Genomic DNA, 26,803 nt, shown 5'->3' with positions numbered 1-26,803 from the left:
CACTCAAGCGAGTGCCGTATCCATGACCATCATCAGGCAAAAGCCGACACACAAGCCCAGGCTGGCCAGCTTCTCATGACCGTTGCGTCGGGATTCGGGAATCACTTCATGGGTCACCACCAGCAGCATCGCCCCCGCCGCCAACGCCAGCCCGAGCGGCAACAGCATCTCGGCCAAGCTCACCAGCCACGCACAAAGCAACGCGAACACGGGCTCCACCAGGCCTGAAGCGGCGCCGATCAGGAATGCCTTGACCCTGGACATGCCGGCGCCAGCCAACACCAAAGCAATCACCAGGCCTTCCGGCACATCCTGCAAGGCGATGCCCATGGCCAGGCTGTCCGCCTCCGGCATTCCGCCACCCGCGGAAACACCTACGGCCATTCCTTCGGGAATGTTGTGGGCGATGATGGCAAACACAAACAGCCAGATTCGCGGCGGGATGACCGGATGCTCAAGGGTGCCCACCAGTTTCTCCGGGTTGCCTCCCGAGACTTTGCGGTCCACCAGAAACAACCCCAAAGCACCGAGCATGATGCCGAAGCTGATCAGGCCACTCGAAGCCCAGAGCGACAGTCCGAGTTTTTCCGCCGCGGCGATCCCGGGCACGATCAACGAAAAGGCCGTAGCCGCCAGCATCACCCCGGCGCCGAATCCCAACAGGGTGTCACTCAGCGCCAGCGGCATCTTGCGAATGACCAACACTGGTACTGCCCCCAGCGCGGTTCCCAGGGCACAGACCGCCCCACCCTGCAATGCACGCAACAAGCGCGGCTCCAGGTCCAGCCAGGACAAGCCCTGGGCAACCAGCAATGCAGTACCCGCCAACAGCAACAGCGAACCGAATGCGTAACGAAACATCCGCCCGCTGCTGATCGTCAGTGTTTCAGTGCCCATAGTCAGCCTTAGGTCTTTTTACAGGAGGGGGCTCAAACCAGTGCGGCCTGATAGCGCTGGGCTACTTCAGGCCAATTGATCACGTTGTAGAACGCATTGATGTATTCCGGCCGCCGGTTCTGGTAACGCAGGTAATAGGCGTGCTCCCACACGTCCAGACCGAGAATCGGGGTATTGCCGTTCATCAACGGGCTGTCCTGGTTGCCGCTGCTCTCGACGACCAGGGTCTTTTGCGGGGTCACGCTGAGCCAGGCCCAACCGCTGCCAAAACGCGTGAGCGCGGCCTTGGTGAAGGCCTCCTTGAAACTCTCGAAACCGCCCAGCTGCTCGTCGATCGCCTGGCCCAGCGCACCGCTTGGCTTGCCTCCGCCGCTCGGCGCCATCACCGCCCAGAACAGCGAATGGTTGGCGTGACCACCGCCCTGGTTGATCACCGCTGCACGCAGCTTCTCCGGCAATTGCTGGACCCCGGCCACCAGTTTTTCCACCGACCAGTCGGCCCATTCGGTGCCTTCCACGGCCGCGTTGAGGTTGTTGATGTAGGTCTGGTGATGCTTGGTGTAGTGAATTTCCATGGTCTGCGCATCGATGTGCGGTTCCAGGGCGTCGTAGGCGTAGGGCAATGCAGGCAAGGTAAAGGACATATCAATGTGCTCCGTAATGAGGGGCATTCGGGGTCGCGGTGCCGGCAGTCGATTGCGCGACATTGCTCTCCAGCAGGCGATGCGTACGGGGGTATTCACCGTGCTCACTGATGAAGTTGAGTAACTCGACGTAAGTCTTGCTGCTCTGGCGCAGCGCGGCTTCCCGCAGCGCCGGCGCCAGGCGGCTGTCCTGCATGGTCTGCAACAACCGCTGATGGATGGCGCAGAGGTACTCCGCGCTCTCCTCCGGCTGGTTCAGGCGCAGGTGCAGGTCCGCCAGGTTGTGATGGGAGATGACACAGGCCGCCACCGCTTCGTCGGCATCGCTCCAGCGCTCGAACAACACCTGCGCCAGGGCCAGGGCCTGCAAGTAATACTCGCGGGCATCCACCAGGTCGCCCTGCATGAAGAAACGATTTGCCCTTTCGATCGTGCGTTTCCAGTGCTCCATGGTGAACCTCCAAAGCAATGTCGGGATTTACACGCCGCCCGCGGTGAGTTTTTCCGGGTCGAGCAGGATCTCCAGCTGGCTGCGTGACAGATCAGTGTGTTCAAGGGCGACATCGATCACCGGGCGCCCCTGCTTGTAGGCGGTCTTGGCGATTTCAGCGGCCTTCTGGTAGCCGATGATCGGGTTGAGCGCCGTGACCAGGATCGGGTTGCGCGACAGCGCCTCCTTGAGCTTGGGCTCGTTGACCTTGAAGCTGGCAATCGCCTTGTCCGCCAGCAGGCGGCTGGAATTGGCCAGCAACTCGATGCTGCTCAACAGGTTCTGGGCGATGATCGGCAGCATGACGTTCAGCTCGAAGTTGCCCGACTGCCCCGCCACCGTGATCGTGGTGTCGTTGCCGATCACCTGGGCCGCCACCATCGCCGTGGCCTCCGGAATCACCGGGTTGACCTTGCCAGGCATGATCGAAGACCCCGGTTGCAGCCCTTCCAGCTCGATTTCGCCGAGGCCGGCCAACGGCCCGGAGTTCATCCAGCGCAGGTCGTTGGCGATCTTCATCAAGGTGACCGCGATAGCCTTGAGCTGGCCCGAGACCGCCACCGCGGTGTCCTGGGAGCCGATCAGGGCGAACAGGTTCTTGCCTGGGGTGAACTGCACCTGGGTCAGGCTGCTCAACTGCCGGCTGAAACCCGCGGCGAACTGCGGGTGAGCGTTGATCCCGGTGCCCACGGCCGTGCCACCCTGCGCCAGGGATTGCAGGCTCGGCAGCAGATCCTGCAGGTGACCGATATTGGCCTTGAGCTGCTGCGCCCAGCCTTCCAGCACCTGGCTCATACGCACTGGCATCGCGTCCATCAGGTGGGTGCGGCCGGTCTTGATGAAGGGATGGACCTCGACCGCCTTGCGCTCGATGACTTGCACCAGGTGCACCAGCGCCGGCAGCAGTTGTTCGTGCAAGCCCAGCGCGGCGCTGACGTGGATGGTGGTCGGAATGATGTCGTTGCTGCTCTGCCCGCAGTTCACATGGTCGTTGGGGTTGACCGGTTCGCCGAGCAAACGGCTGGCCAGGGTGGCAATGACTTCGTTGGCGTTCATGTTGGAACTGGTGCCGGACCCGGTCTGGAAGATATCCACCGGGAAATGCTGCATGAAGTCGCCTTCCAGCAAGCCCTGGGCAGCATCGACTATGGCCTTGCCCTGGGATTCGCTCAGTTGCTTGAGTTCAACGTTGGCCTTGGCCGCGGCCGCCTTGGCCAGGATCAGCGCGCGGATGAACTGCGCCGGCATGCGCTGGTGGCTGATGGGAAAGTTATCCACCGCGCGCTGGGTCTGTGCGCCATACAGCGCCTGCTCCGGAACATGCAGTTCGCCCATGCTGTCGCGTTCGATACGGGTATTACTCATCGGGAAATCCTTGCACCAGTTCGATAAGGGGAATGGATGGCAGCAACGAGCAAGTCGCCAGTTGCCAGGCATGGCTTTGCCAGCGTTTGAGCCGGCATTTGCAGAAAGACAGGCGTTCCAGGTCACGCAACGGGCGCCAGGCCTGGTCCAGGCACTGGCTGCGCCAATGCCAGGGCAGCGCGGTATCGGTGGCGGTATCGAGCAGCAGGCGGAATGAAGTTTCGGCGATCAGCCAGGGCGAGGTGGCGGTGCAACACGCCAGATAGCGCCCTTCGGCCAGGTAATGCTCGATCAGGCGCGGCTCGTCCGGATCGAGGGCACAACGGATCTGGCGACTCATCCAACGCCAGCTTTCGAGGTAAGGCTGCTCGTGCAAGGCAGAACTCATGACCTGGGCTCATTCGATAATGAGATTTATTATTATATGATATTGAGAATCAAAACAAGCTCGCCCCCCCTCCCTGTAGGAGCGAGCTTGCTCGCGATAGCGTTTTTTCAGACAAGGATGCGGCGCCAAGCAATGCGCTTCGCGAGCAAGCTCGCTCCTACCTGGATCGTCAACGTTCAAAAAAACCGGGCAATAAAAAAGCGCGCGCCCCGGACGGGACGCGCGCTTTCGCTGACGCCGTTACGACTTAGCTGCCAGCGACCGTCATGCGTTCGATCAATACCGAACCGGTGCGGATGTTGCTGCGCAACTCCAAATCGTTACCGACGGCGATGATCTGCTTGAACATGTCACGCATGTTGCCGGCAATGGTCACCTCCTGGACAGCGAACTGGATTTCGCCATTTTCCACCCAGAAACCGGCCGCGCCCCGGGAATAATCGCCGGTGACCATGTTCAGCCCGTGGCCCATCAGTTCGGTGACCAGCAGGCCCCGGCCCATGCGGCGCAGCAAGGCCGCCTGGTCTTCCTCGCCATGGGTGACGAACAGGTTGTGCACGCCACCGGCGTTGGCGGTGCTGGGCAGGCCGAGCTTGCGCCCGGAATAAGTCCCCAGCACGTAGGACACCAGTTCGCCGTTCTCGACGAAAGGCTTGGCGTAAGTGGCCAGGCCATCGCCGTCGAACGCCGAACTACCCAGGGCGCGCATCAAGTGCGGACGCTCATCGATGGTCAGCCACTCGGGGAACAGTCGCTGCCCCAGCGCACCCTCGAGGAAGGACGATTTGCGGTACAGGTTGCCGCCTGAAATCGCCCCCAGGAAGCTGCCGAACAGACCGCCGGCCAGTTCCGCGGAAAACAGCACCGGCACTTCGCAGGTCGGCACCGGGCGGGCGCCCAGGCGGCTCGCAGCACGTTGCGCGGCGCGCTGGCCGATAGTCACCGGGTCCGTCAACAGATGGCCCTGGCGATTGACGTCATACCAATAGTCACGCTGCATCTGGCCGTCGGCCTCGGCGATCATCACGCAACTCAAGCTGTGCCGAGTCGAAGCATAACCGCCGATAAAACCGTGGCTGTTGCCGTACACACGGCAGCCCTGGTGGGTGCTCAGGGTAGTGCCGTCAGCGTTCTTGATCCGGCTGTCGGCGGCAAAAGCCGCGGCCTCACAGGCCAGCGCCTGCTCGATGGCTTGCTCCGGGGTAATGTCCCAGGCGTGGAACAGGTCGAAGTCCGGCACGTCCCGGGCCATCAGGGCGGCATCGGCCAACCCCGAGCTTTCGTCTTCCGAGGTGTGTTTGGCGATGGCCAGGGCCGCGGCGACGGTTTCGCGAATCGCCTCGGGACCACTGGCCGAGGTACTGGCCGAGCCCTTGCGCTGGCCGACATAGAGCGTGATGCCAAAGCCCTGGTCGCGATTGAACTCGACGGTTTCCACTTCCCGCTGGCGAACCGAAGTCGACAGGCCCTGCTCCAGAGAAACCGCCACTTCGCAGGCACTGGCACCCTGGCGCTTGGCCTCGGCGATGATCTGCTCGACTTGTTCCTGCAGTGCCGGCAAAGCCTGCGGGCCGACGCTTTGTGCTGCACTCATGGTTTTCTCCACTCAAATTCTGCTTTCGGTTAAGGCCTTCGAGCGACCGGGCCGGACAAGCGGCCCCCGACTGGTTATCATGGCGGCGTTTCTTTGCGGACTGCCACCATGGTTGATTCTTACGACGACTCCCTCGATGGGGAGAAAAGCAAATCCCAGGTCAAACGCGAGCTGCATGCTCTGGTTGATCTCGGCGAGCGCCTTACAACACTCAAGCCCGACTTGCTGAACAAACTGCCGTTGACCGACGCTCTGCGCCGGGCCCTGGCGGATGCGCCCAAGCATGTCGCCCATATCGCGCGCAAACGCCACCTGCAATTCATCGGCAAGCTGATGCGCGATCAGGACACCAGCGCGATCCTGGTGCTGCTGGACCAACTCGACGCCTCGACTCGCCAGTACAACGAACGTTTCCATGGCCTGGAGCGCTGGCGCGATCGCTTGATCGCGGGCGATGACGCAGTCCTGGAAAAGTTCGTCACCGACTATCCGCAAGCGGATCGTCAGCAGCTGCGCTCCCTGATCCGTCAGGCCCAGCATGAGGTGGCCCATAACAAGCCGCCTGCCTCCAGCCGTAAAATCTTCAAATACATCCGCGAGCTGGACGAGACTCAACGCGGCCTGCGCTGAGCCTCGACTCGGGTGGGTTGCCCGGCAACTCACCCGCCGCTTCACGTCTTAAGCGCCCGTGCCACCCACGGTGATCGCATCGATCTTCAAGGTCGGCTGGCCAACACCCACCGGCACCGACTGCCCATCCTTGCCACAGGTCCCCACACCGCTGTCCAGCGCCAGGTCGTTACCGACCATCGACACCCGGCTCATGGCTTCCGGCCCGTTGCCGATCAGGGTCGCGCCCTTGACCGGGGCGGTGATCTTGCCGTCTTCGATCAGATACGCCTCGCTGGTGGAGAACACGAACTTGCCACTGGTGATGTCCACCTGACCGCCACCCAGATTGGCGCAATAGATACCCTTTTTCACCGAAGCAATGATTTCCGCCGGATCGCTTTCGCCACCCAGCATGTAGGTGTTGGTCATGCGCGGCATCGGCAGGTGCGCATAGGATTCGCGACGACCGTTGCCGGTGCGGGCCACGCCCATCAGGCGGGCATTGAGTTTGTCCTGCATGTAGCCCTTGAGCACACCGTTCTCGATCAGGGTGGTGCATTCGGTCGGGGTGCCTTCGTCGTCGATGCTCAGCGAGCCGCGCCGCCCGGCCAGGGTGCCGTCGTCGACGATGGTGCAGAGTTTCGAGGCCACCATTTCGCCCATGCGGCCACTGTAGGCCGAGCTGCCCTTGCGGTTGAAATCGCCTTCCAGGCCATGCCCCACTGCTTCGTGCAACAGCACGCCGGACCAGCCCGAACCCAGTACCACCGGCAAGGTGCCGGCTGGCGCGGGGATGGCTTCCAGGTTGACCAGGGCCTGGCGCAATGCCTCACGGGCGTACCCCATGGCGCGGTCTTCACTGAGGAAATAACGGTAGTCGGTACGCCCGCCGCCGCCATGACCGCCACGTTCGCGGCGACCGTTCTGCTCGACGATCACGCTGACGTTGAAGCGCACCAGCGGCCGCACATCCGCCGCCAGGCCACCATCGGTGGAGGCCACCAGGATGCGCTCCCAGACCCCGGCCATGCTGACGCTGACCTGCTGGATACGTGGATCGAGAGCACGGGTCGCGGCGTCGACACGCTTGAGCAGCTCGACCTTTTCCGCGCGGCTGATGACTTCCAGGGGGTTGTCCGGCGCATACAGCTGGGCCACGTCCTGGGTGGTAAAGGCCTGCACGGTACCGTTCTGCCCGGCGCGGGAAATCGAGCGCGCGGCCCGGGCAGCCAGGCCGAGCGCTTCGAGGGTGATGGCATTGCTGTAGGCAAAACCGGTTTTCTCACCCGATTGCGCCCGCACGCCAACGCCCTGGTCCAGATTGAAGCTGCCTTCCTTGACGATGCCGTCTTCCAGCGACCAGGACTCGGAAATCTGCCCCTGGAAATACAGGTCGGCGGCATCGATACCCGGGCCGGCCAGATCGCCGAGCACGCCCTGCAGGCTTTCCAGGGTCACGCCACCGGGCGCCAGAAGGTGTTCACTGACTGAAGATAACAACCCGCTCATATGCTTTACGCCTTAAATTCGTCGTTCTTAAGCAAGTCGCTGCGCGCCTTGCGAGAAAAAGCGCCGGTGACTGGCCACCGGCATGCGCGCCCGGATGGACGCCTGTTCGCTGCTGTCGCGCTCGGCCAGCAGCACGGCCTCGCCTTGATCCTGCTGCGCCAGCACCCGGCCCCAGGGGTCGACGATGGCCGCATGGCCGAAGGTCTCCCGGGGTCCCGGATGAATGCCGCCTTGCGCCGCCGCCAGCAGGTAGCACTGGGTTTCGATGGCCCGGGCGCGGATCAATACGTCCCAATGCGCCGCACCGGTCACGGCGGTGAACGCCGAAGGAGCGCTGATCAGCTCCGCCCCGGCGGCTCGCAATTCGCTGTACAGCTCCGGAAAACGCAGGTCGTAGCACACGGTCAGGCCAACCCGGCCCACCGGCGTATCCGCCACCACCACCTGCTCTCCATGAGCATAGTCATCCGACTCCCGGTAACGGCCGCGATTGTCGGCCACGTCGACGTCGAACAGATGCAGCTTGTCGTAACGCGCCACTTGCTCGCCGTGCTCGTCGATCAGCAGCGAGCAGGCACGGGCCTTGGTCTCCGGCTGGTCCACCGGAGGCAGTGGCAAGGTGCCGGCGACTATCCATAACTTGAGGTCGCGTGCGGCCTGTTTCAACCAGGGCAGGATCGGGCCTTCGCCCCGGGCCTCGGCCCGACCGATGGCCGCCGCGTCGTGGCGGCCCATGGCGGCGAAGTTCTCCGGCAGCACGGCCAGGCGCGCACCGCCGGCAGCAGCCTGCTCCAGCAGGTTTCGCGCCTGCTGCAAATTGGCCAGAACGTCGCTCTGGCTGACCATTTGAATCACCGCAAGGGACATGGCGCACTCCAGGTTGGATATGTGGCCATGCTACTCCATAGGCCCGGGCCGCGGTTTTTCAAAAAGGTTTGTCGAAGGTGATTTTCGGGTCCTTCCAGGGCCCCTTGACGCTGTACTGGACGCTGGCGAAGCGCGACACCCGGTCGCCGATCAGCTTGTCGATCAGGAACAGCGCCCCGCCGACCGCCGGCGCACCGACGATCAGCGCGGCGATCGGCAGGTTGTTGGTCACCGGCAGCGTCACCAGCAGCTTCGAATCCACCTGGTCGGCCACCAGATCCAGGGTGCCATTGAGTTCCAGGTTGCTCGACGGCCCGGTCAGGGTGATGGGTTCGCGGGTCACGTAGACACCATTGCTGGCCACCAACAAGCCCTTGACCCGGTCGTAGCTCAGGCCCTTGCCGAACAGGTCGGAGAAGTCCAGGCGCAGGCGCCGGCCGATGGAATTGAAGTTCAGCAGGCCGAATACCCGCAAGGCCTGCGCCCCGCCTTCGACTTCCACGAACTGGCCTTTGCGCAGGGTCGCATCCAGGCTGCCCGAGAACCGCTTGGGCCCGACCCAGGCCGGCGAGCCAGGCCAGCGCCCGTCCACATCCAGGTGGAACTCTTCGCTGGTCACGGTCGGCGCAAAGCCCCAGCCCTTGAGCACGTCCGCCAGGTTCTTGCCACCCAGGCGGCCTTTGTACCAGCTGGTGGCCGCGCCGGGTTCGCCTTCCCAGCCGCCGGAGCCTTGCAGGACCATGCCCTTGAGGCCCAGGTCGAGGCTGTTGAAAGCCATGCCCTTGGCGGTCGGGCGCACTTTCAGCGACCAGGCGCCGATCAGGTCGTTGCCCTGGTACAGCTGATTGATCGAGAGATCCAGCGCCGGGACTTTCTTCGGGTCGACCGAGGCCAGCGGGTCCGGTGCATTCTCGTCGGCCTGCACCGTCGGATCGGCGGCCGGCAGGCGCACATACTGCAGATTGATCGCCATCGGCGCCGCCTTGGCATCGGGAATCGCCACGTTGCCCTTGGCTTGCTGGCTGTCGAGCTGCAGGGCCCAGGAGGACGGTTTGCGCGTCAACTGCACGCGGGCCTCGTCCAGGGTCGTGCCGAAACCGCGGAGCTTGCCGACCCGGAAGTCGGCGCCGCTGAGCAGTTGCTTGGCGCTACCGCCCGCGTCCTGCCCGGCATACCGATCGACCAGCGCCTTCCACGGCTCCACGTCCAGTTCCGACAGTACGCCGCGTACCCGCAGGCCCTTGGCCCCCGGCAGCACGGCATCGCCCTCGCCGAGGAACAACTCGCCACGGCCATCGGCAAAATTGCCGCTCGGCGCGGCGAAGGTAAAGTTGGCCAGATCGCCGTAATCGAACCAGTAACGCCGCTCGGCGCCCTGCAAGGTCATGCGCAATACGCTGTCACGTCCCTGGCTGGCCGTCATGCCGAAAGGCGCTGGCAAGTCGACGGCAACCCCCTTGAGGCTGGAGCTGACCATCAGTTGGCTGTCCGCGCCATCGAGGTTGAGCTGCAACTGGTAGGGAATGTCACCGGAAACCGGCAGTGGCTGGTTGTATTTCAGCCACTCCGTGAGCTTATTGACCGACACCTGGCCCTTGGCGACGACCCGGGTATCGAGCTTGCCGGGGCGACCGTCGGCAAAAATCTGCGCGGTCACCGGGCGCTCGAAGGCCTGGGCGCTGATGCCCTGGCCGCTCAACCCTTTGCTGCTGTCGAAGCGGAAATCGCCCTTAAGCTGGCTCAACTCCAGCTCCGGCTCACTCAACTTGAGCCGTGCCTTGCTGGTCTTGAAGTCCACCAGCACCTTCGGTTCTTCGCCCTTGACCAGCGGGATATCCAGTTTCAGCTTGCCCTGCAGGTCGCCATCGCCCTGCCAGCCGGCAAAGGTCGGGCCCGTGCCGATCGGCGCTTCCTGAAGGATCTTCAAGCCATCGCCCAGGCCGCCGGCGAACTCGCCGTCGATAAACATGTGGGGGCTTTGTCCCGCGGACACATGGGGAATATTGACGTAGACATCCTTCACCTGGGTGTCGAGCAACTGACCCTGGCTGGCCAGGATGCGCACACCGCTGTCTTCGATGAACACATCGCCGCTGACCTTGCCGATGTGCGGCCAGCCCGGCTGGAAGGCCAGCTCGGCATCGTGCACCTTGAAGAACAGGCTGATGCTGCGCGCGGTGTCGGCTGCACCATGGTTCAGCGAACCCTGGTACTGGAAGAAACCTTCATCCACCGCGCCCTTGAGGATTGCCGTGCGCAGCCATTCGTCCAGGGCCGGGCTGAGCACCTCGGGCAGGTACTTGGCGGTATAACGACCGTCGCCATCGACCAGACCGACCCGCAGGTCCATATAGTCTTCCTGGGTGTGGTCGAAATGCAGGCGGATCAGGAAGTCGCCGGCGATCTTGCCCTCCTCGCCCAGGACCTTGAGGTACGGCGCGATCAGGGTGAACCCCTGCTGATCGAGCTTCCAGGTCAGCCGGGCATTGGCCTGCAGGTATTGCCAGGGCTTGGCGAAGATCGGGTCCAGGTGCAAGGCAAAGTCCTTGCTGTCCATGCGCAGCTCGCCCTGCCCCAGGTCGCCGCTGATGCTGCCGCTGACGTTACGGGCCGCCGGCGCGCCGCGATAGGCGTTGAACCCGACCTGCTCCAGGTTGGCGGCAAAACTCAGGCGCTGATCGCCGCTGACCTGCGGCCGGAAGTCGAACAGGATGTTGCGCAGCGCGCCCGTGACCTTGAGGCTGTCGATGAGGGTCGCGACCTTTTCCGGCAACGGCGCCCAGGCATCCAGGACCGGCGTGATCGGCGTCAGGTCGAGGCGGTCGGCCTGCAAGTGCCAGAGCTCTTCGGCACTGTTGACGGTACCGGTCTGTTGCAGGTGCAGGCGTGACTCCCAGCGCGTCTCGCCGATGCTCATGGCCAGCGAGTCGAAGGCGACGCTGAGGCCCTGCTCGTTGCGCTGGAAATAGGCATTGAGCGCCAGGTTCTTCACGGTGACCGGTTTGCGCTCGTCATAGGCCCCGCTGACCTGCGGCGCGTTCAGACGCGCGACCATGCTCTGCAGCAGGCCATCGCCCCAACTGAGCCAGAACTCGCCACCGGCCTTGAGTTCGGAGAACGTCCACTGTTGGGTCACGCGCGGCGGCAGCCATTTCGCCCAGTCGCTTTGTGGCAGGCTCAGGTAAGCGTCGGCCTGCCCTTCGCGCCAGGCGCTGGCGCGGATTCGCGTGCGCAAGCTGACAGCCAGGGGCTGACCGTCCGGCAGGGTCAGGCGCGCATCCAGGCGTTGACGGCCGGGGCCGACACGCAGATTGAGGCCGACGTAGGTCAAGGCAATCGCGGGATGATCGAGCGGTTGCAGGGTCACCTGGCTGTCGAGCACCGACAGCTCACTGACCATCTGCATGCGGTTGAGCAACTGCTCGGGGTCGAGAGGCTGGTTATCCTGCACCGGCAGGCCTTCGAGCGCCCAGCGCCCATCCGGACCTTCCTTCAGGCTCAGGTTGAGGCCGCTGAACTCAAGGTGTTTGACCCGCAGTTGGCGCGCAAGGGCGCTGCCAGGCAGGTCGGGCGCCACCCGCACCTGATCCAGGCGCAAGGCGTTGGCGCCCTCGCCGACTGTCACATCGTGGGCCAGCAGGATGGGCGAGAAACCGCTCCAGCTGCCTTCCAGCCGACCGATCTGCACCGGCATGCCCAAGGCTTCCTGAGCCTTGGCCTGGACCTCGGCCCGATATTCGGCCACCAGCGGGGTCAGCTCCCGACCCAGGCTGACGTACAAGGCCGTCAGCACCAGCAGTAACGCACAAAGCCCCAGCCCCCAGCGGGTCAGAGCAGCAAGAAAGCGCATCAGACGCTCCATGTCAGTTGGCCCCCGTGGCAAGAGTCATGTGAAAACCGGGGCCAGCTGTATCCGGTAAATGTAGGGTACGCGGACTCAGAGCAGCACCACGTCGTATTGTTCCTGGGAATACATGGTTTCGACCTGAAAACGGATGGTCCGGCCGATAAAGGCCTCCAGCTCCGCGACGTTGCCCGACTCTTCGTCGAGCAGCCGGTCGACCACTTTCTGGTTCGCCAGGACGCGATAACCTTCGGCCTGATAGGCCCGCGCCTCACGCAGGATTTCCCGGAAGATTTCGTAGCAGATGGTCTCCGGGGTTTTCAGCTTGCCGCGGCCCTGGCAGCTGCTGCAGGGCTCACAGAGCACCTGCTCAAGACTCTCCCGGGTACGCTTGCGGGTCATCTGCACCAGGCCCAACTCGGTAATGCCGATGATATTGGTCTTGGCGTGATCGCGCTCCAGCTGTTTCTCCAGGGTGCGCAGCACCTGGCGCTGGTGTTCTTCATCTTCCATGTCGATGAAGTCGATGATGATGATCCCGCCCAGGTTGCGCAGGCGCAGCTGGCGGGCAATGGCGGTCGCCGCTTCGAGATTGGTCTTGAAGATGGTCTCTTCGAGGTTGCGGTGACCGACGAAAGCCCCGGTGTTGACGTCGATGGTGCTCATGGCTTCCGCCGGGTCGACCACCAGGTAACCGCCGGACTTGAGCGGCACCTTGCGCTCCAGGGCTTTCTGGATTTCGTCTTCGACGCCATACAGGTCGAAGATCGGCCGCTCGCCCGGATAGTGTTCCAGGCGATCGGCGATTTCCGGCATCAGTTCGGCGACGAACTGCGTGGTTTTCTGGAAGGTCTCCCGGGAATCGATGCGGATCTTCTCGATCTTCGGACTGACCAGGTCACGCAGGGTACGCAGGGCCAGGCCCAGGTCTTCGTAAATGACACTGGGGGCGCCGATGGTTTTGATCTGCGCGCCGATCTGGTCCCACAAGCGGCGCAGGTAACGGATGTCCATCATGATTTCGTCGGCGCCCGCGCCCTCGGCGGCGGTACGCAGGATGAAACCACCGGCTTCCTTGATGCCTTCCTGGGCCACGCAATCGCTGACCACCTGTTTCAGGCGCTCGCGCTCGGCTTCGTCCTCGATCTTCAAAGAGATGCCGACATGGGCGGTGCGCGGCATGTACACCAGGTAGCGCGAAGGGATCGACAGCTGGGTGGTCAGGCGCGCGCCCTTGGAGCCGATCGGGTCCTTGGTCACCTGCACCACCAGGCTCTGCCCTTCATGGACCAGGGCGCCGATGCTTTCCACCGCCGGCCCTTCGCGCAGGGAGATTTCCGAGGCATGAATGAACGCCGCGCGATCCAAGCCGATATCGACGAACGCCGCCTGCATGCCGGGCAGAACCCGGACCACCTTGCCTTTATAGATATTGCCGACAATCCCGCGACGCTGGGTCCGCTCGACATGGACTTCTTGCAGCACACCGTTTTCGACCACCGCCACGCGCGACTCCATCGGCGTGATGTTGATCAGAATCTCTTCACTCATGGCAGGGTCTCGTTCAGGCATATTCACTATGGATGGCCGCATCGGTAGGTACGGCGCTTAGCGCACTGCAAGGTTTTGCCAACAGGGTATGCCGAAATGGCCAAGTAGTTCTGCGGTTTCGCATACCGGCAAGCCGACGACAGCGGAATAACTGCCATTGAGCCCTGCCACGAATACCGCCGCAAGCCCCTGGATGCCATAGCCGCCAGCCTTGTCGCGGGGCTCGCCGCTGGCCCAGTAGCGGGCCGCCTCGTCATCGCCGATCGCCCGGAAGCGCACCAGGCTGCGGACCACCCGCGACTCGCAGCGCTGGCCATCGAGCACGGCAATGGCGGTCAGCACTTCATGTTCGCGATCCGACAGGGCCATGAGCATCGACTGCGCATCGGCCTGGTCCAGCGGTTTGCCCAGGATCTGCCCATCAAGGACCACCGCGGTGTCGGCGCCCAGGACACAGGCCGCAGACTGGCCATCGGCGATCAGCGCATACCCGGCCGCCGCCTTGTCGCGCGCCAGGCGCTCGACATAGGCCGCTGGGTTTTCATCGGGGAGAGGGGTTTCATCGATATCCGCGCTGATGGCGGCAAAAGGCACACCGATCTGCGTGAGCAGTTCCCGTCGACGCGGCGAGCCTGAGGCGAGGTAAAGCGATTTCATCAAGACATCTCCCTGTCGAGGTACGGGCAAATGCCTGACCGAATCAGTTGATTTTGAAACGTCGGCGCAACCCGCGCAAACCGAAGCTGACCCAAGGCCAGAGCAAGGCACTGACCAATGCCGGCAGCACCAGTGCAAGGGTCGGTTGACGGTTGCCGGTCAAAGCGCTGAGCCACAGCTGGACCAGTTGCGCCAGGCCGAAGATCACCAGGATCACCAGGCTTTGCTGCCACATCGGGAACATGCGCAAGCGCTGTTGCAACGACAGCACCAGGAAGGTGATCAGGGTCAGGATCAGCGCGTTCTGCCCCAGCAACGTGCCGTACAGCACATCCTCGGCCAGCCCCAGGCACCAGGCCGTGACCATGCCGACCTTGTGCGGCAGGGCCAGGGCCCAGAACGCCAGCAGCAAGGCCAGCCAGAGCGGGCGCAGGATTTCCATGAATTGTGGCAAAGGCGACACGCTGAGCAGCATGCCGATGGCGAAGGTCAGCCAGACTATCCAGCCGTTTCGGGACATTATTCTCTTCCTCCCGTGGGGGCCGGGGCCGCTGCAGGCGGCTTGGGCGCGGCGGGTCTGGTGGCCGCGGGCTTGACCGGAGCCGGATGGGCCACGGGTTTGACCGGTGTCGTGGCGGCTGGCGTCGCGGGTGCAGCGGCTGGTGCGGCAGGAGCGGTCGCAGTGGCCGGCGTTGCGGGCACGACAGGCTTGGGCACGGTCGCCGGGACCACTGGCGTGGCGGTGCCGCCCTGCTGGTCCTGCGCTTCCTGAGCCTGGGCGGCATCGTTGGCACGCTCTTCGGCGGTGCGGTTATCGCTGAACACCAGCAACAGGTAACGGCTGCGGTTCAAGGCGGCCGTCGGCACAGCGCGTACTATGGCAAATGGCTGACCGGAGTCATGGATCACTTCCTTGACCGTCGCCACCGGGTAACCCGCCGGGAAACGCTGGCCCAGGCCGGAACTGACCAGCAAGTCGCCTTCCTTGATGTCCGCGGTGTCGGCCACATGACGCAGCTCAAGGCGTTCCGGATTGCCGGTACCGCTGGCAATCGCCCGCAGACCGTTGCGGTTCACCTGGACAGGAATGCTGTGGGTGGTGTCGGTGAGCAGCAGCACACGGGAGGTATAAGGCATCAGCTCGACCACCTGCCCCATCAGGCCACGGGCATCGAGCACCGGTTGCCCGAGCACCACGCCGTCGCGCTCACCCTTGTTGATGATGATGCGATGGGTGAAGGGATTGGGGTCCATGCCGATCAGCTCGGCCACTTCGACCTTCTCGTTGACCAGCGCGGAGGAGTTGAGCAACTCGCGCAGGCGAACGTTCTGCTCGGTCAAGGCGGCAAGCTTTTGCATGCGGCCCTGGAGCAACAGGTTTTCGGTCTTGAGTTTTTCGTTTTCGGCGACCAGTTCGGTGCGGCTGCCAAACTGGCTGGCCACACCCTGCCATAGCCGTTGTGGCAGGTCGGTGATCCAGTAGGACTGCATCAGCACCAGCGACATTTGGCTACGCACTGGCTTGAGCAGTGTGAAGCGGGCATCGACCACCATCAGCGCGACCGATAGCACGACCAGCACCAACAGGCGTACGCCCAATGAGGGGCCTTTGGCGAAAAGCGGTTTAATAAGCCGCTCCTCCCAGGCAAATGTTCTCTTTATTCATACGGCTTCAAACCGGCCTGGAGCAGAATGACAGAAGATAAACGCCAACAGGCAGCACTGCAAAGTGCTGCCTGCGAGCGGAACACATGGATGCACCCGGCGCGATTATTCGCTGGAGAGCAGGTCCATGGTGTGTTTGTCCATCATTTCCAATGCACGGCCACCGCCGCGGGCTACGCAGGTCAGCGGGTCTTCGGCGACGATCACCGGCAGACCGGTTTCCTGGGCCAGCAACTTGTCCAGGTCACGCAGCAGGGCGCCACCACCGGTCAGCACCAGACCGCGCTCGGCGATGTCCGAAGCCAGTTCCGGAGGCGATTGCTCCAGCGCGCTTTTCACCGCCTGAACGATGGTTGCCAGGGACTCTTGCAGAGCTTCCAGCACTTCATTGGAGTTCAGGGTGAATGCGCGTGGCACGCCTTCGGCCAGGTTACGGCCACGAACGTCGACTTCACGGACTTCGCCGCCCGGGTAGGCAGTACCGATTTCCTGCTTGATGCGCTCGGCGGTGGATTCGCCGATCAGGCTGCCGTAGTTGCGACGCACGTAGGTGATGATCGCTTCGTCGAAACGGTCGCCGCCGACACGTACGGATTCGGCGTAAACCACACCGTTCAGGGAGATCAGGGCAATCTCGGTGGTACCGCCACCGATATCCACGACCATCGAACCGCGGGCTTCTTCGACCGGCAGGCCGGCACCGATCGCGGCCGCCATCGGCTCTTCGATCAGGAACACTTCACGGGCACCGGCACCGAGGGCCGATTCACGGATGGCACGACGCTCGACCTGGGTGGACTTGCATGGAACGCAGATCAGCACACGAGGGCTGGGCTGCAGAAAACTGTTTTCGTGAACCTTGTTGATAAAGTATTGCAGCATCTTTTCGCAGACACTGAAGTCGGCGATCACGCCGTCCTTCATCGGACGAATGGCAGCAATGTTGCCCGGAGTACGACCGAGCATGCGCTTGGCTTCGGTACCGACAGCCACGACACTTTTCTGATTACCGTGGGTCCGAATGGCCACAACCGATGGTTCATTCAGGACAATACCGCGCTCGCGCACGTAAATAAGGGTGTTGGCAGTGCCCAGGTCAATGGAAAGATCGCTGGAAAACATGCCACGCAGTTTCTTGAACATGGGAAAGGGACCCTAGGCAACGCGTGGGTAAAAAAGTGCGGCAAACTCTAACAACGACAGGGATTTTGGGCAAGGCGCCAATATGTTAAATTGACCGCTTTTCTGTGCACCAACCCCCACAATCGCGGCCTTATGACCGTAGAAATGCGGTAGTGTTCCGACAATCTAACACACGGACGAGATCCGTTCTGTTTTCCACTGGAGAATCCCATGGCGCTTGAACGCTCCGACGTGGAAAAAATCGCTCATCTGGCCAGCCTTGGCCTCAATGAAGCCGATCTTCCACATATCACCTGCGACCTGAACAGCATTCTCGGGCTGGTGGATGCAATGCAGGCAGTCGATACCGACGGTATCGAGCCCCTGGCCCACCCGCTGGAAGCCAGCCAGCGCCTGCGCGCAGACGTTGTGACCGAGTCCAATCATCGCGAGGCCTATCAGTCCATCGCACCAGCGGTCGAAAACGGCCTGTACCTGGTTCCGAAAGTCATCGACTAAAGGGAAAGAGCCTGCAATGCATCACATGACCCTGGCCGAGATCGCCCGCGGACTCGCCGACAAGAAGTTTTCCTCCGAAGAGCTGACCAAGACCCTGCTGGCGCGCATCACCCAGCTCGACCCGCAGCTCAACAGCTTCATCAGCCTCACCGAAGATCTCGCGCTGCAGCAGGCCAAGGCCGCTGACGCCCGTCGCGCGAACGGTGAGAGCGGCGCCCTGCTCGGCGCGCCGATCGCCCACAAGGACCTGTTCTGCACCCAGGGCATCCGCACCAGCTGCGGCTCGAAGATGCTCGACAATTTCAAGGCGCCCTACGACGCCACCGTGGTCGCCAAGCTGGCCGCCGCCGGGACCGTGACCCTGGGCAAGACCAACATGGACGAATTCGCCATGGGCTCGGGCAACGAGACCAGCTATTACGGCGCGGCGAAAAACCCGTGGAACCTGGAACGCGTTCCGGGCGGCTCGTCCGGCGGTTCGGCGGCCGCGGTCGCTGCGCGCCTGCTGCCTGCCGCCACCGGCACCGACACCGGCGGCTCGATCCGCCAGCCGGCTGCATTGACCAACCTCACCGGCCTGAAACCGACCTACGGTCGCGTTTCGCGCTGGGGCATGATCGCCTACGCCTCCAGCCTCGATCAGGGCGGCCCGCTGGCGCGCACCGCCGAGGACTGCGCGATCCTGCTGCAAGGCATGGCCGGCTTCGACCCGCAGGATTCCACCAGCATCGACGAACCGGTGCCGGACTACAGCGCCAGCCTCAACGGCTCGCTGCAGGGCCTGCGCATCGGCGTACCCAAGGAATACTTCAGCGCCGGCCTCGACCCGCGCATCGCCGAGCTGATCCACAACAGCGTCAAGGAGCTGGAAAAGCTCGGCGCCGTGATCAAGGAAATCAGCCTGCCGAACATGCAGCACGCCATCCCGGCGTACTACGTGATCGCTCCGGCGGAAGCCTCCTCCAACCTGTCGCGTTTCGACGGCGTGCGCTTCGGCTACCGCTGCGAGAACCCGGCAAACCTGGAAGACCTGTACAAGCGCTCCCGTGGCGAAGGTTTCGGCAGCGAAGTGCAGCGCCGGATCATGGTCGGTGCCTACGCCCTGTCGGCCGGTTACTACGACGCCTACTACCTGAAGGCGCAGAAGATCCGTCGCCTGATCAAGAACGACTTCATGGCTGCCTTTAATGAAGTCGACATCATCCTTGGCCCGACCACGCCGAACCCGGCCTGGAAAATCGGCGACAAGAGCAGCGACCCGGTCGCTGCGTATCTGGAAGACGTTTACACCATCACCGCCAACCTCGCGGGTCTGCCGGGCTTGTCCATGCCCGCCGGCTTCGTCGACGGCTTGCCGGTCGGCGTGCAACTGCTCGCCCCGTATTTCCAGGAAGGCCGTCTGTTGAACGTTGCCCACCAGTATCAGTTGAACACTGACTGGCACACCCGCACACCAACCGGCTTCTGAGGAGAAACACATGCAATGGGAAGTCGTGATCGGGCTGGAGATTCACACCCAGCTCACCACCAAATCGAAGATTTTCTCCGGTAGCTCCACCGCCTTCGGTGCCGAGCCCAACACCCAGGCCAGCCTGGTGGACCTGGGCATGCCCGGCGTACTGCCGGTGCTGAACCAGGAAGCGGTGCGCATGGCGGTCATGTTCGGCCTGGCCATCGACGCCGAGATCGGCCAGCACAACGTGTTCGCCCGCAAGAACTACTTCTACCCCGACCTGCCCAAGGGCTACCAGATCAGCCAGATGGAACTGCCGATCGTCGGCAAGGGCCACCTGGACATCCCGCTGGAAGACGGCACGGTCAAACGCGTCGGCATCACCCGCGCGCACCTGGAAGAAGATGCCGGCAAGAGCCTGCACGAAGAGTTCAATGGCGCCAGCGGCATCGACCTGAACCGCGCCGGCACCCCGCTGCTGGAAATCGTTTCCGAGCCGGACATGCGCAGCGCCAAGGAAGCCGTGGCCTACGTCAAGTCGATCCACGCCCTGGTGCGTTACCTGGGGATCTGCGACGGCAACATGGCCGAAGGCTCCCTGCGTTGCGACTGCAACGTCTCGGTACGCCCCAAAGGCCAGGCCGAGTTCGGCACTCGCTGCGAGATCAAGAACGTCAACTCGTTCCGCTTCATCGAGAAAGCCATCAATTCGGAAGTCCAGCGTCAGATCGAACTGATCGAGGACGGCGGCAAGGTGATCCAGCAGACCCGCCTGTACGACCCGAACAAGGACGAGACCCGTCCGATGCGCAGCAAGGAAGAAGCCAACGACTACCGTTACTTCCCCGACCCGGACCTGCTGCCAGTGGTCATCGAGGACTCGTTCCTCGACCAGGTACGCGCCACCCTGCCCGAGCTGCCACCGCAGAAACGCGAGCGCTTCCAGGCGCAGTTCGGCCTCTCGGCCTACGACGCCAGCGTACTGGCCACCAGCCGCGAACAGGCGGACTACTTCGAGAAGGTCGCCAGCATCGCCGGTGATGCCAAGCTCGCCGCCAACTGGGTCATGGTCGAGTTGGGCAGCCTGCTGAACAAGCAGGGCCTGGAAATCGACGAGGCGCCAGTCTCGGCCGAGCAACTGGGCGGCATGCTGCTGCGCATCAAGGACAACACCATCTCCGGCAAGATCGCCAAGACCGTGTTCGAAGCCATGGCCAATGGCGAAGGCAGCGCCGACGAAATCATCGACAAGCGCGGCCTCAAGCAGGTCACCGATACCGGCGCCATCTCCGCCGTGCTGGACGAAATGCTGGCGGCCAACGCCGAGCAGGTCGAACAGTATCGCGCCGCCGATGAAGCCAAGCGCGGCAAGATGTTCGGCTTCTTCGTCGGCCAGGCGATGAAGGCTTCCAAAGGCAAGGCCAACCCGCAGCAAGTGAACGAATTGCTGAAAAGCAAACTCGAAGGCTGACTGCAGTGTTGATGGCGGAGTTCGAAAATTCCGCCCCTGTAGGAGCGAGCGTGCTCGCGATTGCGTTGTCTCAGACAGGACGCTATCGCGAGCAAGCTCGCTCCTACTCTTGTATCTGGGGTCCCGTATTGATGAAACGCTTGCTGGGCTGCCTGGCCCTTTTCTCACTCCTGGCCGGCTGCGCCAGTCATGTCATCGACCCGCGGGGTTACGACAAGACCGGCGTCGCTTCCTATTACGGCGCCAAGCACCATGGCAAACGCACCGCCAGCGGCGAACCCTTCAACCAGCACGGCATGACCGCCGCGCACCGCGAGCTGCCATTCGGCACCCGGGTCAAAGTCACCAACCTCAATAACGACAAGAGCGTCGTGGTCCGGATCAACGACCGCGGCCCGCATACCCGTGGCCGCCTGATCGATTTGTCGCGTGCCGCCGCGCAACAGTTGGGTATGATCAGAAGCGGCACCGCCAAGGTGCGCGTGCAAGCCATCAGCGACTGACCCACGGAGCCCTGATCATTTTCGGATTAACCGATTTACCGCTGCTCAGCGTTCTCCAGTTGTTCAGTGGCCTGGTCCTGCTGGTCGCCGGCGCCGAATTGCTGGTACGCGGCGCGGTCCGCCTCGCCGCCCGCCTGCGCGTACGAGCGCTGATCATTGGCCTGAGCATCGTCGCCTTCGGCAGCAGCGCCCCGCAGATGGCCGTCAGCCTGCAAGCTACCCTGGCGGAAAACACCGATATCGCCGTCGGCAGCGTGATCGGCAGCGGCATCTTCAACATCCTGGTGACCCTCGGCCTGTCCGCCCTGATCATTCCACTGCGGGTATCCCGCCAGCTGGTGCGGCTGGACATCCCGTTGATGATCCTCGCCAGCCTGCTGGTGTTCGCCCTGGCCTACAACGAAGAACTGACGCCCCTCGACGGCCTGATCCTGCTGGCGACCCTGATCCTCTACCTGGGGTTGCTGCTGCGCCAGTCGCGGCACTCGGCGCGCCCACAGTCCCAGCAAGGTTCCGACGCACCCCGCGCGCACTGGCTGAGCAGCCTGCTGTGGATGATCGGCGGCCTGCTCCTGCTGGTGTTCGCCGGCCATCTGCTGGTCGAGGCGGCGGTGGAAGTCGCCACCGACCTGGGGCTGTCCGAGCGCATCATCGGCCTGACCATAGTCGCCGTCGGCACCTCCCTGCCGGCCCTGGCCACCTCGCTGATCGCCGCCTTGCGTGGCCAGCGCGACATTGCCGTGGGCAACGTCATCGGCAGCAACCTGTTCAACCTGCTGGGGGTCCTGGGTTTCACCGCCCTGGTGGCGCCGACGCCCTTGTCGGTATCGCCCAATGCCGTGGACTTCGACCTGCCGGTAATGCTCGGCGTCGCGGTGCTGTGCCTGCCAGTGTTCTATTCGGGTTATCGGGTCACCCGCGCCGAAGGCCTGCTGTTTCTCGGCCTGTACCTGGCCTACGGGCTGCACGTGGTGTCCTTCACCACCGGCATGCCACTGGCTGGCAAGCTGGAAGACCTGATGTTGTTTTTCGTCCTGCCAGTGCTGGTGGCGTTCCTGCTGTTCAGTTCGCTGCGGGCCTGGCGCCGCCAACATAAAAAAGGGGAAGCGCAATGACCGAGAATAAAAAGCCGGGCGTGGAAATGCGCCGCCAGGTGATGGGCGACGCCTTTGTCGATCGCGCCCTGGGCAACGCCACCGAGTTCAGCCAGCCGCTGCAGGACTTCGTCAACGAACATGCCTGGGGCAGCGTCTGGAACCGCGAAGGCCTGCCGCTGAAAACCCGCAGTCTGATCACCCTCGCCGCCCTGACCGCGCTCAAGTGCCCGCAGGAACTCAAGGGTCATGTCCGCGGCGCCCTGAATAACGGCTGCACGGTGGAAGAGATTCGCGAGGCGCTGCTGCATTGTGCGGTGTATGCCGGCGTACCGGCGGCGATCGACGCGTTCCGCGCCGCCCAGGAAGTGATCGACACTTACCAGAAAGCGGAATGATTCCCTTGCAGGAGCGGCCGGTCGACGCTCGATTGCCCGCGATGGCGGTGTGTCAGGCAGGTCGCTATCGCGGGCAAGTCGGATCGCCGCCCGCTCGCTCCTACAGAACCCCGATCAGATCCACCCGCCCCACTGCAGCAGAAAGATCCCGATATTGGTGGTCACCGCCGCCATCAACGTGGTGATGACGATGATTGCCGCCGCCAGCTCATGGTTGCCATTGGCCGCCCGGGCCATGACAAAACTCGCCGCCGCGGTCGGGCTGCCGAAATACAGGAACAGAATCCCCAGTTCCGCCCCGCGGAATCCACAGAGCCAGGCCCCCAGGGTGGCGAGGATCGGCAGGCCGACCATTTTCACCAGGCTCGAACTCAAGGCCAGGTCGCCGCTCTCGCGCAGCGCCGCCAGGGACAAGGTGCCGCCGATGCAGATCAAGGCCAGCGGCAGGGTCATCTGCGCCAGGTACTGGCCAGACGTCTCCAGCCAGGTCGGCAGGCCGATCTGGAACACGGCGAAAGGCGCTGCCGCCAGAACGCTGATGATCAACGGGTTGCTGACCACGCTTTTGCAGATGCTCCACGGATCGGACTTGATCACCGGGCTGTACACCGCCAGGACGATGGTCGACAGGGTGTTGTAGAACAGGATCACCAGCGCCGCGAGAATCGCCCCGAGGGAGATACCGTAGTCACCATACATGCTGGCCGCGAGCGCCAGGCCGATGACCCCGTTGTTGCCGCGAAAGGCGCCCTGGGTGTAGATGCCGCGGTCTTCCCGCGGGCAGCGCCAGATCGCCCAGCCCCAGGCGAAGGCAAAGCTGGCCAGGGTGGCCACGGCGAAATAGATCAGCAGCCCGGGCTTGAGCGCCGAATGCAGGTCGGCGTGAAGAATCCCGAGAAACAGCAGCGCCGGCATGGTGACGTTGAACACCAGGGCCGACGCTGTGTGGATAAAACCGTCGTTGATCCAGCCGATGCGCTTGAGCAGCACACCGAGAAACAACATGGCGAATACCGGCGCGGTGATATTCAGCGTTTCGAGAAAAATGGCCAGCATGCCGGGTCAACCTTGAACCTGTCGTTAGGCGGCTAATGATAAGCCAGCCCGCGCGCTTAAGCCCGATGGATTTGTCTCTCGGCAACTTCAAAATCCGCGCCCGCTGCGCGGTCGTTCGCAGCCTGCGGCAGCGGCTACAGGGATTGCGGGGGCCGTCAGCTGTGGACTTGTCAGGTAATCGGCGCCGGATTGAACAAGGTGATGTCGTTATGCAGCTTGTGCCGTTCGGCCCAGGTCTGCTGCTTGCCACTGGCCACGTCCAGGTAGAAGTGGAACAGCTCCCAGCCCAGCTCTTCGATACTCGCCCGCCCGGTGGCGATGCGCCCGGCATCGATGTCGATCAGGTCCGGCCAGCGCTGGGCCAGTTCGGAACGGGTCGAGACCTTGACCACCGGCGCCATCGCCAGCCCGTAAGGTGTGCCACGCCCGGTGGTGAACACATGCAGGTTCATCCCCGCCGCCAGCTGCAAGGTGCCGCAGACAAAGTCGCTGGCCGGCGTCGCGCAGAAGATCAGGCCCTTGCGGGTAAAGCGCTCGCCCGGCCCCAGCACGCCATTGATCGCGCTGCTGCCGGACTTGACGATGGACCCCAGGGACTTCTCGACGATGTTCGACAACCCGCCCTTCTTGTTGCCCGGCGTGGTATTGGCGCTGCGGTCGGCCTCGCCCTTGGCCAGGTAGCGGTCGTACCAGTCCATCTCGCGCACCAGCTCCCGGGCCACTTCTGTGGATTCGGCGCGGGAAGTCAGCAGGTAGATGGCATCGCGCACCTCGGTGACTTCGGAAAACATCACCGTCGCGCCGGCCCGCAGCAACAGGTCCGAGGCATAGCCCAGGGCCGGGTTCGCGGTGATTCCGGAAAAGGCATCACTGCCACCACATTGCATACCGAGGACCAGCTCCGAGGCCGGCACGGTTTCCCGGCGCCGCTGATCGAGCTTCTGCAAACGCACTTCGGCCAGCTGCATGATCTGCTCGATCATCTCGGTAAAACCCTGGCTGGCGTCCTGCAGGCGGTACAGCCAGGGCTCGCTGAGGTCCACCGAGCTGTCGCCTTCGTGCATCACCTGCCCGGCCTGCAACTTCTCGCAGCCCAGGCTGATCACCAGGGCTTCGCCCCCCAGGTTCGGGTTACGCGCCAGGTTGCGCACGGTGCGGATCGGGATATAGGCATCGGTGGCGGTGATCGCCACCCCGCAGCCATAGCTGTGGGTCAGCGCCACCACATCGTCGACATGGGGATACCTGGGCAGCAGTTCGTCCTTGATGCGCTTGACCGCATGATCGAGCACCCCGGCCACACATTGCACGGTGGTGGTGATCCCCAGAATGTTGCGCGTACCGACCGTGCCGTCGGCATTGCGATAACCCTCGAAGGTAAAGCCGTCCAGGGGCGCCTGGGCCGCCGGCACTTCGGTAGCCAGCGGCAAGCTGTCCAGCGGCGGCGCGCTGGGCATGCGCAACTGCTCTTCCCTGACCCAGCTGCCGCGCTGGATCGGCTGCAAGGCATAACCGATGGTCTGGCCATAGCGGATCACCGGGCCACCTTCGGCTATATCCTCCAGCGCCACCTTGTGGCTCTGGGGGACGAAGTCCAGGGTCACCAGGCCGTCGGCGAACGCCGTGCCTGCCGGTACGCCCTGGTCATTGACCACAACCACCACGTTGTCCCGCTCGTGCAGGCGGATGTAGCGCGGCGAATCGGAATGTTCAATCAACTGCATGACGCCGCCCCTTCAGGAATGCGCTTGGGAAAGTTGGGTCAGCTCGGGGCCGTTGCTCGGTGGATCCTTGAGCACCACGCGCTTGATCGGACCGACGATCACCAGGTAGCTGAACACTGCCAGCAGCGCGTTGCAGCCGACGAACACCAACGCCCATTTGAACGAGCCGGTGGAACTGATGATGTAGCCGATGACGATCGGCGTGGTGATCGACGCCAGGTTGCCGAAGGTGTTGAACAGGCCGCCGCTCAAGCCGGCGATCTGCTTCGGAGAAGTGTCGGACACCACCGCCCAGCCGAGCGCGCCCACGCCTTTGCCGAAGAACGCCAGGGCCATGAAGCCCACCACCATCCATTCGATGTCCACATAGTTGCAGGCCACGATGCTGCTGGAGACCAGCAGACCGGCGATGATCGGCGCCTTGCGGGCGAAGGTCAGGGAATGCCCTTTGCGTAGCAGGTAGTCGGAAATCACCCCGCCAAGCACCCCACCGATAAAGCCGCAGATGGCCGGCAAGGAGGCGATGAAACCAGCCTTGAGAATGGTCATGCCACGCTCTTGCACCAGGTACACCGGGAACCAGGTCAGGAAGAAGTAAGTGATGCCGTTGATGCAGTACTGGCCCAGGTACACGCCAAGCATCATGCGATTGGTCAGTAACTGGCGCAGGTAGTCCCATTTCGGGCCGTCGCTGCGTTTGCCTTTGCCGTCCTGGTCCATGTCGACCATGCCGCCGTTGTCGGCGATGTGCTTGAACTCGGCCTCGTTGATCAGCGGGTGCTGGCGCGGGCTGTAGATCACCTTGAGCCAGACCAGCGAGAAGACGATGCCGATCACCCCCATCACGATGAACACGTGCTGCCAGCCGAAGTGATAGACGATCCAGCCCATCAGCGGGGCGAACAGCACCGTGGCGAAGTACTGCGCCGAGTTGAAGATCGCCGAAGCCGTACCGCGCTCGGCGGTGGGGAACCAGGCCGCGACAATCCGCGCGTTGCCGGGGAAGGACGGCGCCTCGGCCAGTCCCACCAGGAAGCGCAGCATGAACAGCGCCACCACCGCGGTGGAGACACCGAACTCACCGACATAACCCTGCAGCACGGTGAACAGCGACCAGGTGAAGATGCTCAGGGCATAGATTTTTTTCGAGCCGAAGCGGTCGAGCAGCCAGCCGCCGGGGATCTGCCCCGCTACATAAGCCCAACCGAATGCGGAGAAGATATAACCGAGGGTGACGGCGTCGATGCCGAGGTCTTTTTGCAGGCTGGAACCCGCGATGGCGATGGTGGCGCGGTCGGCATAGTTGATCGTGGTCACCAAAAACAGCATGAACAGGATCAGGTAGCGGACGCGAGTCGGCTTGGTCGCTTGCATATGGAT

Annotated in this window: 24 protein-coding genes; 7 read left to right on the top strand and 17 right to left on the bottom strand. The window is 63.3% G+C overall.

Annotated features, from left to right (window positions below; all coding sequences use genetic code 11):
• Window positions 1-3: 3 nt before the first annotated feature.
• The 6 genes from PMI20_RS07870 to pmbA all read right to left on the bottom strand — a co-directional run bounded on the left by PMI20_RS07870 (window position 4) and on the right by pmbA (window position 5,378).
• Window positions 4-897 (bottom strand): ZIP family metal transporter, encoded by an 894-nt coding sequence (locus tag PMI20_RS07870; protein WP_007929884.1) that lies wholly within the window; start codon window positions 895-897, stop codon window positions 4-6.
• 32 nt (window positions 898-929) lie between these two features.
• Window positions 930-1,541 carry a superoxide dismutase gene (locus PMI20_RS07865; RefSeq protein ID WP_007929885.1) on the bottom strand — a complete coding sequence of 204 codons (612 nt, stop codon included), beginning with the start codon at window positions 1,539-1,541 and terminating at the stop codon, window positions 930-932.
• Between the two features lies 1 nt (window position 1,542).
• A complete protein-coding gene (locus PMI20_RS07860) occupies window positions 1,543-1,992 on the bottom strand; it encodes a DUF2753 family protein (RefSeq protein WP_007929886.1) in 450 nt (149 codons plus the stop codon).
• Between the two features lie 27 nt (window positions 1,993-2,019).
• The gene (locus PMI20_RS07855; RefSeq protein ID WP_007929894.1) at window positions 2,020-3,396 is read right to left on the bottom strand and encodes a class II fumarate hydratase; all 1,377 of its coding nucleotides are present in this window, start codon (window positions 3,394-3,396) and stop codon (window positions 2,020-2,022) included.
• Window positions 3,389-3,784, bottom strand: a complete 396-nt coding sequence (locus PMI20_RS07850) for a hypothetical protein (RefSeq protein WP_007929895.1) — start codon at window positions 3,782-3,784, stop codon at window positions 3,389-3,391. Before PMI20_RS07850 ends, PMI20_RS07855 begins: the two co-directional genes overlap by 8 nt.
• 247 nt (window positions 3,785-4,031) lie before the next feature.
• Window positions 4,032-5,378, bottom strand: coding sequence for a metalloprotease PmbA (gene pmbA, locus PMI20_RS07845; RefSeq protein ID WP_007929896.1), 1,347 nt, complete (start codon window positions 5,376-5,378; stop codon window positions 4,032-4,034).
• A 108-nt stretch (window positions 5,379-5,486) separates the two neighbouring features.
• Here pmbA and yjgA point away from each other — a divergent pair, with 108 nt between their 5' ends.
• Window positions 5,487-6,008, top strand: coding sequence for a ribosome biogenesis factor YjgA (gene yjgA / locus PMI20_RS07840; RefSeq protein ID WP_007929901.1), 522 nt, complete (start codon window positions 5,487-5,489; stop codon window positions 6,006-6,008).
• A 48-nt stretch (window positions 6,009-6,056) separates the two neighbouring features.
• Here the strand turns inward: yjgA and tldD are convergent, their stop codons facing one another.
• The 8 genes from tldD to mreB form a co-directional block, all read right to left on the bottom strand.
• A complete protein-coding gene (tldD, locus tag PMI20_RS07835) occupies window positions 6,057-7,499 on the bottom strand; it encodes a metalloprotease TldD (protein WP_007929903.1) in 1,443 nt (480 codons plus the stop codon).
• Between the two features lie 27 nt (window positions 7,500-7,526).
• Complete coding sequence (locus PMI20_RS07830; RefSeq protein WP_007929905.1) at window positions 7,527-8,366, bottom strand: carbon-nitrogen hydrolase family protein; 840 nt, start codon at window positions 8,364-8,366, stop codon at window positions 7,527-7,529.
• A gap of 58 nt (window positions 8,367-8,424) precedes the next feature.
• Entirely contained in the window at window positions 8,425-12,228 is a 3,804-nt protein-coding gene (locus tag PMI20_RS07825; protein ID WP_037035544.1) for a YhdP family protein, read from the bottom strand.
• 75 nt (window positions 12,229-12,303) lie between these two features.
• Entirely contained in the window at window positions 12,304-13,761 is a 1,458-nt protein-coding gene (gene rng, locus PMI20_RS07820) for a ribonuclease G (RefSeq protein WP_007929907.1), read from the bottom strand.
• Between the two features lie 57 nt (window positions 13,762-13,818).
• Entirely contained in the window at window positions 13,819-14,418 is a 600-nt protein-coding gene (locus tag PMI20_RS07815) for a Maf family protein (protein WP_007929908.1), read from the bottom strand.
• 43 nt (window positions 14,419-14,461) lie between these two features.
• The gene (mreD, locus tag PMI20_RS07810; protein ID WP_007929909.1) at window positions 14,462-14,938 is read right to left on the bottom strand and encodes a rod shape-determining protein MreD; all 477 of its coding nucleotides are present in this window, start codon (window positions 14,936-14,938) and stop codon (window positions 14,462-14,464) included.
• Entirely contained in the window at window positions 14,938-16,047 is a 1,110-nt protein-coding gene (mreC, locus tag PMI20_RS07805; RefSeq protein WP_081502468.1) for a rod shape-determining protein MreC, read from the bottom strand. The genes mreD and mreC overlap by 1 nt, the downstream gene beginning before the upstream one ends.
• Before the next feature lie 141 nt (window positions 16,048-16,188).
• Window positions 16,189-17,226: a rod shape-determining protein MreB gene (gene mreB, locus PMI20_RS07800; protein ID WP_002555108.1), complete on the bottom strand. Its 1,038-nt coding sequence runs from the start codon at window positions 17,224-17,226 to the stop codon at window positions 16,189-16,191.
• A 210-nt stretch (window positions 17,227-17,436) separates the two neighbouring features.
• Between mreB and gatC the strand changes: the two genes are divergently transcribed.
• From gatC to PMI20_RS07770, 6 genes are all read left to right on the top strand, one after another.
• Window positions 17,437-17,724, top strand: a complete 288-nt coding sequence (gene gatC / locus PMI20_RS07795) for an Asp-tRNA(Asn)/Glu-tRNA(Gln) amidotransferase subunit GatC (RefSeq protein WP_007929913.1) — start codon at window positions 17,437-17,439, stop codon at window positions 17,722-17,724.
• 16 nt (window positions 17,725-17,740) lie between these two features.
• The gene (gene gatA / locus PMI20_RS07790) at window positions 17,741-19,192 is read left to right on the top strand and encodes an Asp-tRNA(Asn)/Glu-tRNA(Gln) amidotransferase subunit GatA (protein ID WP_007929915.1); all 1,452 of its coding nucleotides are present in this window, start codon (window positions 17,741-17,743) and stop codon (window positions 19,190-19,192) included.
• A 10-nt stretch (window positions 19,193-19,202) separates the two neighbouring features.
• Complete coding sequence (gatB, locus tag PMI20_RS07785; RefSeq protein ID WP_007929917.1) at window positions 19,203-20,648, top strand: Asp-tRNA(Asn)/Glu-tRNA(Gln) amidotransferase subunit GatB; 1,446 nt, start codon at window positions 19,203-19,205, stop codon at window positions 20,646-20,648.
• 131 nt (window positions 20,649-20,779) lie between these two features.
• The gene (locus PMI20_RS07780; RefSeq protein ID WP_037035547.1) at window positions 20,780-21,151 is read left to right on the top strand and encodes a septal ring lytic transglycosylase RlpA family protein; all 372 of its coding nucleotides are present in this window, start codon (window positions 20,780-20,782) and stop codon (window positions 21,149-21,151) included.
• Between the two features lie 41 nt (window positions 21,152-21,192).
• Entirely contained in the window at window positions 21,193-22,266 is a 1,074-nt protein-coding gene (locus tag PMI20_RS07775; RefSeq protein ID WP_274517826.1) for a calcium/sodium antiporter, read from the top strand.
• Window positions 22,263-22,643: a carboxymuconolactone decarboxylase family protein gene (locus PMI20_RS07770; protein WP_007929927.1), complete on the top strand. Its 381-nt coding sequence runs from the start codon at window positions 22,263-22,265 to the stop codon at window positions 22,641-22,643. Before PMI20_RS07775 ends, PMI20_RS07770 begins: the two co-directional genes overlap by 4 nt.
• Before the next feature lie 114 nt (window positions 22,644-22,757).
• Here the strand turns inward: PMI20_RS07770 and PMI20_RS07765 are convergent, their stop codons facing one another.
• The 3 genes from PMI20_RS07765 to PMI20_RS07755 form a co-directional block, all read right to left on the bottom strand.
• Complete coding sequence (locus tag PMI20_RS07765; protein WP_007929928.1) at window positions 22,758-23,699, bottom strand: AEC family transporter; 942 nt, start codon at window positions 23,697-23,699, stop codon at window positions 22,758-22,760.
• Between the two features lie 170 nt (window positions 23,700-23,869).
• Entirely contained in the window at window positions 23,870-25,423 is a 1,554-nt protein-coding gene (garD, locus tag PMI20_RS07760; protein ID WP_007929930.1) for a galactarate dehydratase, read from the bottom strand.
• 12 nt (window positions 25,424-25,435) lie between these two features.
• Window positions 25,436-26,797: an MFS transporter gene (locus tag PMI20_RS07755; RefSeq protein ID WP_007929934.1), complete on the bottom strand. Its 1,362-nt coding sequence runs from the start codon at window positions 26,795-26,797 to the stop codon at window positions 25,436-25,438.
• Window positions 26,798-26,803: the final 6 nt, after the last annotated feature.

It is taken from the genome of Pseudomonas sp. GM17 (genome assembly GCF_000282175.2).
Taxonomy (GTDB): Bacteria; Pseudomonadota; Gammaproteobacteria; order Pseudomonadales; family Pseudomonadaceae; genus Aquipseudomonas; species Aquipseudomonas chlororaphis.
The sequence above is the reverse complement of the archived record's forward strand: the minus strand, read 5'-3'. Positions and strand labels throughout refer to the sequence as shown.